Annotated in this window: 12 protein-coding genes; 5 read left to right on the top strand and 7 right to left on the bottom strand. The window is 56.2% G+C overall.

Annotated features, from left to right (window positions below; genetic code table 11):
* From R6V78_RS04225 to R6V78_RS04200, 6 genes are all read right to left on the bottom strand, one after another.
* Positions 1–605: hydrogenase (locus R6V78_RS04225; RefSeq protein ID WP_410288085.1), on the bottom strand; the 605-nt coding region annotated here is incomplete at its 3' end.
* Between the two features lie 59 nt (positions 606–664).
* Positions 665–2167: an NADH-quinone oxidoreductase subunit C gene (locus R6V78_RS04220; RefSeq protein WP_410288084.1), complete on the bottom strand. Its 1503-nt coding sequence runs from the start codon at positions 2165–2167 to the stop codon at positions 665–667.
* A gap of 5 nt (positions 2168–2172) precedes the next feature.
* Positions 2173–3594, bottom strand: a complete 1422-nt coding sequence (locus R6V78_RS04215) for a proton-conducting transporter membrane subunit (protein WP_410288083.1) — start codon at positions 3592–3594, stop codon at positions 2173–2175.
* 11 nt (positions 3595–3605) lie between these two features.
* Positions 3606–4247, bottom strand: a complete 642-nt coding sequence (locus R6V78_RS04210; RefSeq protein ID WP_410288082.1) for an NADH-quinone oxidoreductase subunit K — start codon at positions 4245–4247, stop codon at positions 3606–3608.
* Entirely contained in the window at positions 4244–5164 is a 921-nt protein-coding gene (locus R6V78_RS04205) for a respiratory chain complex I subunit 1 family protein (RefSeq protein ID WP_410288081.1), read from the bottom strand. The genes R6V78_RS04210 and R6V78_RS04205 overlap by 4 nt, the downstream gene beginning before the upstream one ends.
* Before the next feature lie 77 nt (positions 5165–5241).
* Positions 5242–7197 carry a proton-conducting transporter membrane subunit gene (locus tag R6V78_RS04200; RefSeq protein ID WP_410288080.1) on the bottom strand — a complete coding sequence of 652 codons (1956 nt, stop codon included), beginning with the start codon at positions 7195–7197 and terminating at the stop codon, positions 5242–5244.
* Between the two features lie 299 nt (positions 7198–7496).
* Here R6V78_RS04200 and R6V78_RS04195 point away from each other — a divergent pair, with 299 nt between their 5' ends.
* From R6V78_RS04195 to R6V78_RS04175, 5 genes are all read left to right on the top strand, one after another.
* Complete coding sequence (locus tag R6V78_RS04195) at positions 7497–8198, top strand: YkgJ family cysteine cluster protein (protein ID WP_410288079.1); 702 nt, start codon at positions 7497–7499, stop codon at positions 8196–8198.
* Between the two features lie 171 nt (positions 8199–8369).
* Positions 8370–8798, top strand: a complete 429-nt coding sequence (locus R6V78_RS04190) for a DUF3783 domain-containing protein (protein WP_410288078.1) — start codon at positions 8370–8372, stop codon at positions 8796–8798.
* 50 nt (positions 8799–8848) lie between these two features.
* Positions 8849–10390: an aldo/keto reductase gene (locus tag R6V78_RS04185; RefSeq protein WP_410288077.1), complete on the top strand. Its 1542-nt coding sequence runs from the start codon at positions 8849–8851 to the stop codon at positions 10388–10390.
* 145 nt (positions 10391–10535) lie between these two features.
* On the top strand, positions 10536–11024 hold the full coding sequence (gene ilvN / locus R6V78_RS04180) for an acetolactate synthase small subunit (RefSeq protein WP_410288076.1): 489 nt from the start codon (positions 10536–10538) through the stop codon (positions 11022–11024).
* A gap of 172 nt (positions 11025–11196) precedes the next feature.
* Positions 11197–11463: a PilZ domain-containing protein gene (locus R6V78_RS04175; protein ID WP_410288075.1), complete on the top strand. Its 267-nt coding sequence runs from the start codon at positions 11197–11199 to the stop codon at positions 11461–11463.
* 230 nt (positions 11464–11693) lie between these two features.
* On the opposite strand, the gene R6V78_RS04170 is transcribed toward R6V78_RS04175, so the two are convergent.
* A partial coding sequence (locus R6V78_RS04170) for a DUF86 domain-containing protein (RefSeq protein WP_410288074.1) occupies positions 11694–11944 on the bottom strand: 251 nt, incomplete at its 5' end.

Genomic DNA, 11944 nt, shown 5'->3' with positions numbered 1-11944 from the left:
GGGCAGCTGCCCACTGCAATCACCACCCGCGGCTTTGGGGTGGCCTCGTAGGTCTGCAGCAGAGCGGTTTTCATGTTGCGCGAAATCGGGCCGGTCACCACGATGCCGTCGGCATGCCGCGGGGAGGCCACGAAGTTGATTCCGAATCGGGCCAGATCGAAAAACGGTGTGGCCAGCACGTTCAGGTCTGCTTCACAGGCATTGCAGCCGGCCGCCGATACCTGGCGAAGCTGGAGTGAGCGTCCGAAAAGCTTTTTAAGATGCTGCCGGGAGTGTTCGGCAAGGGTCGGAATATCACCCGCAGTGATCAGATGTTCCTTCTCGGCCACGGCGATGGCGAAATCCTGGGTGAAGGTCACGAAGCGACCCTTGGACAGGCGCTCGCAGGTTCCGCAGAAGACGCAGCGGCCCATGTCGATGGTCCTGCCAGCCGGGTCGATGGCCTCCTGGGGGCAGGCCGCCGCACATGCGGCAGCCACATCCGCCGGTGCATCCGGATGGATTTGCGGCCGACCCCGGTAGCGGGGCGGCAGTTGGACTTTTTCCTTCGGGTACTTGGATGTTTTGCACCCTTGTTCGAACCTGTTTCTCAGTATGTTTAGCATAATGGACTCACTGTGCCACGATCATGTGTCGGTGTTTTAATAAAAGAGAAATTCTCAGCTTAAAGATCAAACCCGCAATAGGACAGGTTATAGCTCTTGTTGTTGAGCGGGAAATCTGAAATCCCAGTATTTCTCAAGGACATGGACAGGCCGTTCCAATTGTGGAAGGATGGGTCCTTGATCTTGTAGCGACGGATGCCGCCGGCAGCATCCGTTACGGTGCAGTGGGACAGTTCTCCCCGCCAGGCCTCGTTGAGCGTAACCACAAACGAATCCGGCGCCAGGACCATGTCGGCCGCGTCGATGACTGCGGTCTCCACCGGTCTGCTCAGCAGCGATTCGATGATGTCAATGGACTGCATCACCTCGTCTGCACGCACCTTGGCCCGGGCCCACACATCTCCCGTAGGTTCACTGTTTTCAGGAATGTTCAGCTTGCCGTATTGCTCGGTGGGGAAGCTTCGCCGGACATCGTAAGGGATGCCGCAGGCGCGGCCGGCAGGTCCCACAAGGCCCAGTTTTTGTGCATCGGATCGACTCACTGCGCCGCAGCCTTCAAAACGGGAGCGGACGCTGGATGTTGACTGCAACAGTTGGATGACATGTTTTACCTGGGGTTTGAGCTCCCTGATGCGGGCGCTCAGATCACGGCGGTTGTCGTCGTTCAAGGGGAATCGGACGCCGCCGGGCCTTACCAACCCTTTGCCGAAGCGGTTGCCGCACATCACCAGGGACATGTTGAGAAAATCGCCGCGCATGCGACCGCAGTAGTTGGCCGGCGGCAGAAAGGCCACGTCGCCGCTCAAGGCGCCCAGATCACCCACATGGTTGGCAATGCGCTCCAGTTCCAGGCCGATGGTGCGGATGATTCTGGAACCGTCGTCGGTAGGGGTGCCGGCCAGGGCTTCCATGGCCTGGGCGTGGCACAGGCCATGGCCCACGGAGGTGTCGCCGGCGATGTTTTCGGCGATGAACGGCAGCCGTTTGCGGTCCGCCTGCAGAAGCAGTTCTTCCGCTCCCCGATGCTGGTAACCCAGCTGGATTTCCAGGTTCAGCACCCGTTCACCGATGCAGTTGAAACGGAAATGACCGGGCTCGATCACGCCGGCATGCACCGGACCAACGGCCACCTCGTGGATCTCATCGCCTGCTACCGCATAATAGTCGTATTTTCCTGGAATGTCCTGGCTGTAGTCGTTGCCGAAGACATCCGCCGCGCCGCGGCAGTTGGGTTGGTAGCGCACCATTTTCAGCCACGGATGGCCCTCGGGCCGGATGCCGTATTGCTCGGCGATTTCCCTCTCGAACATATGAAACGGTTCACATTTCTTTGTCAGTGACGCATAGCTTTCCGGCGCATCGCACAAGGCGACAAGCAGTACATCGGTGCGCAATACGGCCAATAGTCGGATGCTGCCGTGGGTTTCGAAAGCGAAAAACTGGACCACGCTGCCGCCACCGGAGACGATCTCAACTGCCTGGGTCGAAAAGTCATCCAATGAGAGATGGGGGATGTCTTCAATAGCGATGGCTTTTCCGTTGACGATCGTTTTGAAATTCATGGTCATTAAAACCCTCCACCGATGGCGCTCACCGCATCCATAATCGTCCGGTACAAGGTGTCCGGCATCCAGAAACAGAGCCCTATGGACAGGGTCAACAGCGCATATTGCGGCCAGATCAGACTGGCTTCTTCCTTGATCCGGATAACTGCATCCGAGGGTTCAAAGGAAATTTTCATGATGTTGTTGGCAAATCCGGCAAAGATCACGCACAGGCTGAGGATAAACACACCCGCGCCCACATAGTGCCCGGTTCGAAACGCACCCATGATAATAAACAGTTCGCCGATAAAGATGCCGAAAGGTGGGAAGCCTGAAATCCCTGCGAAACCGCCAAAAAAGGCCACAAAGGTTTTGGGCATGCGGCCTGCCAGATTGCCGGTCTGGTTGATGATCCGGCTGCCGAAGCCCAGCAGAATATTGCCGGAGGTGAGAAAGAGACTGGATTTGATCAGACTGTGGTGGATCAGACAGACCATCGCTCCGTAGGCACCCAGCCCGCCGATGCCGGTGCCGAAGGCGATGATGCCCATGTTCTCGATGCTGGAGTAGGCCAGCATGCGTTTGTATTCGGTCTGTTTGAGAATAAAGGTGGCTGCGGCCACGATGGAGACCAGGCCGAAGACAATGAGGATCGGGCCGGAAAAATCGGCCAGGCCGGCAGCGTGCATGATCTTGTTGGTTTTGAAGATCCCCAGATAGGCGCAGTTGAGCAGCACGCCGGAAAGCAGGGCAGATGCCGGACTGGGGGCCTCGCTGTGGGCATCGGGCAACCAGGTATGCATGGGTGCCAGCCCCATCTTTGTGCCGTAGCCGACCAGAATGAAGACGAAGCCGGCTTTCAACCACATGGGATCCATGCGTGTAGCCACCGCCGCCATGGCCGAAAAGGAGATCGGCGCGTCCACCTGGCCCACGTCCATGGCCACGGTAACCAAAACCGAGCCCAGAAGTGCCATGGCAATGCCCACCGAGCAGATCAGCACATACTTCCAGGTCGCCTCCAGTGAGGCTGCGGAACGGTGCGTGTAGATCAGTGGTGCGCTGGCCAGGGTGGTGGCCTCGATGGCGATCCACATGACCATAATATGGTCCGAGAGGGTTACCATGGTCATGGTGGACAGAAACAGCAGCATGGATCCGGTGAAGATGTGTTCCCTCTGGAGGGCGGACGCCTTGAGATAGGCAATGGTATAGATGGAAATCAGGAAAAAGAGCAGGGAAATCACCAGCAGGGAGAGCAGCCCTTCGGGCGTCACGGCAAAGTATTCGGGAAGCATTGGCAACAGCCCACCGGACCATACCATCACTGACAGGATCAGGTGAATCGCTCCGGTGAATACCAGCAGGGGCCGCCCGATCTTAGCGGGAAGAAAGAAGGCGGCGGTGCCGGTGAAAAGGGGTATCAGAAAAACGATCTCAAGCATGAAATGGCCACCTATTCCTTTAAGGTTCGCAAGCGTGCCGTGTCCACGTCGTCAAAGGTCTGTTTGATGTTCTGCAGGATGACGGCCATGATCATCACGCCGGCCAGTACGTCCAGCAGAATGCCGAATTCCACGATGTGGCGGGCCCGCACGGAGAAGGTGGTGCCCACCAGGTAGATGCCATTTTCCATCATGATGTAACCCAGAACCATGGCAATGGCGTTGCGCCGGGCCATGAGCAGAAACATGCCCGCTCCCAGCAGTGAGATGGCTGTGGGCAGCAGCAGGGCGCTCACGCTGCCGTAGGGTACATTGATGCGGTGGCTGGCAAACGTGGCCCCCACGATAAGCAGCAGTCCGGCCAGGATGGAGGCGTGGTAGCCGACGATGGGTTCAACCTCGCGCGCGATGGCGACCCGTTTGATGGCCAGGTAGATGCACCCGGGAATGATGATGCCGCGGATGCTCAAGGTGACAATGGTGAAGACGATGCCGCCGGTGGACATGCCCTGGCCGATGAAAAGGGGTACGATGCACACCACAACTCCTTGAAATGCCAGCACCTTGATCAGGCCCGGCAGGCGACTGGATCCGAAAGAAAAGAGGATCGACAGCAGCGCCAGGGATAAAATGGTATCGACCGGATGAATCATTTTAAAAACTCCAGGGTGATGACGGTTGCAAAAAAGGCCAGGGCAAAAGAGGTAAGCACAAATTTGGGCACCCTGTCCATGCGGTAGCGTGCCGTGACCGATTCGGTGACGCCCACAGCTACATAGACGCTCAGCAGGCCAAGTGAAAACAGGGCCAGGTTGAAGGCCGCGTTCCCCATTTCAAAAGGGAAAATCAGGCGTGAGACAATGGATGCGTAGAAAAACAGCTTGAGAAACGCACCCATTTCGATGCAGCCCAAATCGGGACCGCTGTGATCCAGCACCATCACCTCGTGAATCATGGTCAACTCCAGATGCGTCGCCGGGTCATCCACCGGTACCCGGGCATTCTCCGTGAGCAGGATGATGAAAAAAGCGATGACCACGAAGAGTATCGGCGATCCGGCGGTCTGCCAAAAGCCGAAGGGCTGTCCGCCGGAAAAATAGGCGGCCAGGTTCAGGTCGCCGGTCAGCCGGTAAAACAGGATCAGGATCATGAAGGTGCTGGCTTCGCAGATAATCGGGAAATAGGCCTCCCGGGCTGCTCCCATACCCTCGAAAGGTGAAGCGGTGTCCATGGCGGCGGCGATGGTGAAAAAACGCCCGATTCCCAGCAGGTAAAGAATGAAAATCACATCCCCGTTAAAGGAGAGGACCGGCAGATGTCCGGCGATGGGCAAAAAAAGCAGCGCAGTGGCTGCGGATCCCAAGGAAACCAGCGGCCCCAACCTGAAGATAAAGGTGGTGCTGGTGCTGTACACCGATCCTTTTTTAAACAGTTTGATCAGCGTGTAGTAGTTGATCAATACCGGAGAACCCTTGCGGCCGCCGAAAAAGGCTTTCACCTTAAAAATGACACCGGCGAAAAATGGTGCTGTCACCACGGCAAATATCCACAGCAGGATGGATTCAATCATAGAATTTTCTCATTTTTTATTGGGTCGACACGCATGGCCACGGTCCTTAACCGTATATAAATTCAAGGCATCTCATTCTAAACGAAAAACAGCAGGATCACGATGGCTGCAAGGATGTAGCCGATGTACAGATGAATATCACCGTGCTGAATCCAGCGTAGCTTCTCGAACAGCCACAGTACTGGATTCACGATGGTCCGGTGCATGTTCAACTCGATGATGTCATGCACCCGGCTCCGGTAATAGGTTTTTTCCGGAAAGAGGCCGTTAACCGGTGGATGGGTCTCTTCAAGCGGTGCTGCCGGCTTGAAAAATTCCAGGATCGAAGCGGCATAGGAGGTTCCGGTGTATTGCATCCGGGTCGTGGGCTGAGTGAATCCGCAGCCCCAGGTGCCGGAACGGCCGATGGATTTGCCCTGGTACAGAAGCTTGCGGAAAGCCAGGGCAGCTAAGAAAAGCGCTAAGAACAGCGTGGCCGCCATGGTTATGTGGCTGGACATCTGGGCAAAGGGCTCAATCGGGATACGGCCATATCCCAGATTGAGCGGTGCCATCGCTTTCAAGGCCATGAACATGAATGCACCCGGGTAGAAGCCGATGATCAGGCAGGCGCCGGCCAGGATGATCATGGGGACCAGCATGGCGGGACCTTTTTCATTGGCATTCACAGCGGCCCGGCTTCTAGGTTCGCCCTGGAATACAATGCCCATCAACCGCGTAAAACAGGCCAGGGCCAATCCACCGATAACCGCCAGGCTGACAATGGCAGCCAGGCTGACCACAAAAGCCCGGGAGTCGGCTGCCACCCCTCTGAATCCGCCCATGTAGATGAAAAATTCACCTACAAAACCGTTAAAGGGCGGAAGCCCCGAGATGGCCAGGGATCCGATGAGAAAAGCAGCGCCGGTGATCTTCATGTTTTTAAGCAGGCCTCCCAGCATATTGATGGATCGGGTCCCTGTTTTATGAACCACGACGCCGGCACCCATGAACAGCAAGGACTTGAAGATGGAATGGTTCAACACATGCAGCAGCCCACCGCAAAAACCGAGCACGGCCATGATCGGATTGCCCAGCGCCACCCCAATCATCCCAACTCCCAGGCCGATCAATATGATGCCTATGTTTTCAACGCTTGAATAGGCCAAAAGCCTTTTGATATCGTTCTGACCGAGCGCGTATACCACCCCCAGGATACCGGTTATCATTCCGGCAGTTAACACCATCTCTCCGAACAGCGGCGTATGCAGATTCAGGATGCTGTATATTCGGAGGATACCGTAGATGCCGGTTTTAATCATTACACCGGACATGACCGCGGAAATGTGCGATGGTGCCGCCGGATGGGCATGCGGCAGCCAGACGTGAAAGGGAAACACACCGGCTTTGGAACCGAAACCGATAAAGGCAAGCACAAAAATCAGAATCTTGGTCGAATCGGAAAGACCGGCCGCATCAAACCCGAAACTGCCGGTATGTCCGTAGAGGACGCCGAAAGCCGCCAGGATGAACATGGCACCCACATGGGAAAAGATAAAATAGAGGTAGCCGGCTTGTCTGTTTTCCGGCGTCTGATGATCATGGATCACCAGGAAGAAGGAGGCGATGGACATGACTTCCCAGGCGAGCATGAAGGTGATCATGTTGTCGGCCGCCACCACCAGGGCCATCGAGGAGGCCAATAGACTGAAGAAAAAGTAGTTGGTGGCCGTTTGAAGCGCCTTTTCCGCGTTGTCCATGTAGTGGAAGCTATAGATTGCCGCCAGCAGACAAATCGCAAAGATGGCCAGCAGAAAAAAGGCGGACAATCCGTCAATTGAAAAGGCGAGTGCGATCGCATTCATGTATTCCATCGATGCGCTGGCGGATCCATCGTGAGATAGCTTGGACAAGGCGTCGAGAGCACCCAGTGCGCATCCGGTGCCGATGCCGAGTACCCCGGTGATTTTCATCAGGTTAAAGTGCCTCGACAAAAAAAGGGGCAGTATGCCGCCTGACACAATGATCAGTGTGGACAGGAAAAATAGGTTCATGTGCTCCTTTTCGGTTTTTTAGACCGGTTGACCGGACTATATCCTGGTGCTTGCGCACCCGGTTGGTGGTCGTGCATGCATTTTCCCCTGGTTATGGAATTGGTGCGATAAATCGACGGTTACAGGATAATTGGCACGAACTTATTGTAAAAGCTCGCTTGCGTCAATATGAGAATCAAGAAATTTTGGTGGCCATGCCGAGCACAGACGAGCCATGGGTTTGTGAAAATTTGTTAAGCGTGGTAGCCTTTATCGTTCCATTGCGTTTCCAGCCCGGGTTTAAAAATAGGGGAGCTGAAATGCCGGACAAAGAGAGGCTCTTTCTCACGATCAACGAGACGCTGGACGCCGTTCGTATGGCTTTTGCACAATATCCTTCCCAGTTCAACCTGCTGGCGGTGATATGGCCCATGGTTTTTGGTGAAGCGGCCTATATCATGCGTGATACGGGCAACCGAACCCTGTGGGCCAAAATCCACAGCCAGGCCAAGCTGATCCCAGCCAGTGAGGATGATCTCAAACAGCGCATCCTGGATCAGTTGCAGCGGTCGCCACCGGATCCGGAGCGCCTGGCCCGCATCAGCACCCAGGTGTTCGGGGCATCGGCCACAGCCGCTTCAGGCTCCCGACCGGCCTCGTCGCCCGGTATCTGGGTCAAGACGGATATGGCGGACTTTGTTTGCATCCAGTGCGGTCATTGCTGCCGGACGTTGAACTACCATGACGGGTGCAGCCTGGCCGATTATCAACGCTGGCAGGAACTGGAAAGAACCGATATCCTCGACTGGGTGGGAACGGTCCGGCACAATGGCCGGGTCACCGCCTGCCGCATCTGGATCAGGCCGGGGACCAACCAATTTGCGCAGACATGCCCCTGGTTGAAAAGGCTGCCTGACCGGGATCGGTATGCGTGCACCATCCATGACGTCAGGCCCGCGTTGTGCCGGCAGTATCCCGGCACCCGCAAGCATGCCCGGATGACAGGCTGTGGGGGTGTTTGAACCCATTTGCAGGTCATCGAAAAATGGCTTGAACGTCATTTGGAGCTGGAAAATGTTACCTGAACCGGGCGATTGAAATTCGCCATCCCTGGGCATCCATGATCGGGTAGACGGCCGCTTTGGATTGACCCCTGGCCCGGCCAGCCACAACGACACCACCGGAGCTATACCATGACGAACGGTGCTTTTGAAAAGGTCCAACACTCGGACAACCGCATGTACGGTCCCCCCAAGCTTCTGCTCTGCGGATTTCCCGCTTCGGCCCAGCCCAAATTCATGGCCGTTCTCCAATTGGCCGGCCTCCAGGACGTTGCCCGTGTCTGGGCCAACCAAGACCATCAAGAAGAGACCCTGTTGGCTTTGCTCGGGCTACCCGATGGAAGCGGAGGGGGCTCGGGATCGGATCTTCCCCGTGCCATCATCGTCTCCGGCATCACGGAAAACCAGCTTCATGGCCTGATGACCGTCTGCCGCAAGACCGGTATGCAGCCGCCTTTGTGGGCGGTCCTGACGCCGACGTCTGAAACCTGGCCGTTGGTGCGGTTGCTTGCTGAATTGCAGGCTGAACGAAAAACCCTTTCCGAACGCCGGCAAACATAACCCACCGCGTCCGCCCGTTTGGGGAGAGGCACCGACGAAAGGAGCGCGCCATGATTTCCGGATACGCCACACCCGCCGGTACACAGTCCCTTGCCGAGCAGTTTCCCCGTCTGACATTCAACCGACTCGGAAACACAGACCTTTTGGTGAGCCGCGTTGGGTTTGGCTGCTACCGGGTCAGTTCCGGTGTGAGCGCCCATGCCCAAGCCCTTCAAGAAGCCCTGACCGCCGGGATCAATCTCATCGATACCAGCGCCAGCTACGCCGACGGCGGGTCGGAGCAACTGGTCGGTGAGATACTCGCCGACCTCGTCGCATCGGGCCGCATCGCCCGGGAGCAGGTCGTGGTTGTCTCCAAGGGCGGCTACCTTCAGGGAAACAACTATGCGCTGAATCAGCAGCGCAAACGCGACGGCAATGGCTTTGAAGAGGTTGTGGAATACGCGGATGGCTTGGAACACTGCATTCACCCGGTCTTTCTCGCCGACCAGATCGGTCGGTCTTTGGATCGGCTGGGGTTGGAAACGCTGGATGTATACCTGCTCCACAACCCCGAGTACTTCTTGGGGTGGGCGCACCGGCAGGCAATGGATCATGAGCGCGCAACGCAGGCGTACTATCGTCGGATCGATCAGGCTTTCCGGCATCTGGAGGGGGAAGTGCAACGGGGTCGTATCCGGTCGTACGGCATCAGCTCCAATACCTTCCCTGCAGCCGCCGATGATCCTGAATTCACGGCGCTGGAGCGTGTATGGGAGCTTGCCGAATCCATCGGCCAGGGTCATTTTTTTAGGGTGGTACAGCTGCCTTTCAATCTTTTCGAAACCGGTGCAGCCACCCAAAAAAACCAACCGACCGGCCGGACAGTTCTGGATGTAGCCCGGGAAAAACACCTCGGCGTACTGATCAACCGCCCATTGAACGCTTTTACCGCAAGACGGATGGTGCGCCTGGCCGACATCGACGTGCGCAGCCGCATGGATTACAAGGATATCATCCAATGCATCAAAGATCTGGCCCAGAGTGAAACCCGGTTGTGGCGCAGGATTCTTCCGGGGATGGAAGACCTCCCCGACGGTCTGCGTGTCCGCATCAAGCAGCAGGCATGCGTTGCCGAAACCCTCAAACATCACTGGCGGACCTTTGGCTCCCATGAGCGCTGGCGCGAAGCCAAGGACGGCATCTTCCTTCCCCGCATCCAGGGCGTGATGGACTTTTTAACCCCCCATGCCGACCATGATCCCGACCTGGCCGACTGGATCATTTCCCACCAGAAAACCCTCGACCTCGCCCTGCGGGCCGTGGGGTCGATCTATGCCGATGATGCGCTGGCCATTGAGAAGAAAATTCTCAACCTGCTTGCCAAGGCTGACGATGACTGGGCCAAACCCGGCAGTTTGAGCCAGAAAGCCATTCGTGCACTGGTATCGACCACCGGCGTCTCCACCGTTCTGGTGGGGATGCGCAAAGCGGCCTACGTGTCTGACGTACTGGCAGAACTGCAGCGGTCGACCCATCCGGCCAGCCGCTGCGGATCGTGGGACCGGTTGAGAAAAGGCGCCCAGGCGCTATTCCCGGTTGAACAGGTTTGATGCCGGAAAATCCCCGGGTGTCCATCGCCGGGGCGGTTGATTGGACTGCTTTCTAATAATTTGCCCTGGCGCCCCTTTTTTGCTATTAAGCAGCATTTTCCCTGACTCCGGTGGACTTTTTAACCTGCGCGGTGGAGACGATCGCATGCAAACCGAAAAACACACCATCACCATGCTGGTGGAAAACGAACCGGGTGTAACCGCCCGGGTATCCGGACTTTTTGCCAGTCGCGGGTACAACATCGAAACCATCTGCGGTGCTCCGACCGCCAACCCGGAAATGTCCCGCATCACGATTACCACCAACACGACCCCCGACCAGATGGAGCAGATCATGAAGCAGGTGCGGCGGCTGATCAACGTGATCAAGGTCAGGGACATGACCGGCGATGAGGCGGTCAGACGGGAAATGGCCCTGATCTGCATCAAGGCACACGAGCAGCATCGATCTGAAATTCAGCGCATCGTCGAGAATTTCAGGGCTCGAATCGTGGATACGGGGCTCAGCCACTACATAATCGAAGTGACGGGCAGGATGGAAAAAATCGAAGCCTTGCTGCGACTGCTTGAGCCCATCGGCATCAAGAAGGTGGCCCGTTCCGGCATTCTGGCGCTGTATCGCGAACCCGGTTGAACCTTGCGGCCGCAGCCAATTTTCCTGCAAAAACAGATAAATGTAAAAGTTTTTCGGTATAGTTCATTTTCTCAATCCAATTAAAATCGGATGTAGCCAACACATTTGGAATGCCTTTTGCTTCGTCAAAGTGGGCTGTATTCGGATCGACCGCGAAAGGGAGCGCACCCAAATGGGGACCGGTGAGTTCAGAAGACGCTATGAACGCAAAAACTACAGCAGCGATGTTGTCTTCTCCCTTAGAGGTAAAGCCTTTGCCGGAACGCTGAAAGACATCAGCATGGGTGGTGCGTTCGTGATGACCCTGGCGGCAAACCAGATCTACCAGGGCGATGTGGTCACCATCAGCATTCCTTTCACCAATGGCCGGAAAACCATTAAACGGCGGGCCCGGGTGCTGTGGACCAATGCGGAAGGGTTTGCCCTTGAGTTTTTCTAAATCTAAGCAATCGCTTTTATGGCCGACGTCAATCCGTTGACACGCAAGGTCAGATAGTCCCGCATCATTTCAGGACGGATGAAATGGCGCACGGGAAACTGCTCTCACGGGTGGCGGATCCTGACAGAGGCATCCTGAACATACAGCGCGGCCTTCTGGATCGTTTGGGTGTTGGCTCTTCATCCGTTACCTCATAAAGGGGGCACTCGTCATCCAACTATAATGATTTTTCAGGACAGGCGGTCATTTCGTTTGAAGGCGTTATAGGCTTCCAGAAACGCCCCCATCTCTTGAACAAACATGTGGATATCCGGTAAATTATTGGTCAGGATGGTGTATAATTCTTCATCTGTCACCTCATGATAAAAATGTACCATGCGGTTCCTGTAACCGGCCATTAGCACCAGTTTTTTACTCAGTCCTTTTGATATCACTGTATTGCGCGCCAACAGGCGGGCGATCTCCTTGTACTCAACTGCCG

The organism is Desulfosarcina sp., assembly GCF_046496365.1.
Classification (GTDB): domain Bacteria; phylum Desulfobacterota; class Desulfobacteria; order Desulfobacterales; family Desulfosarcinaceae; genus Desulfosarcina.
Note: the sequence above shows the minus strand (reverse complement) of the source record. Positions and strands in the feature narration are given on the sequence as shown.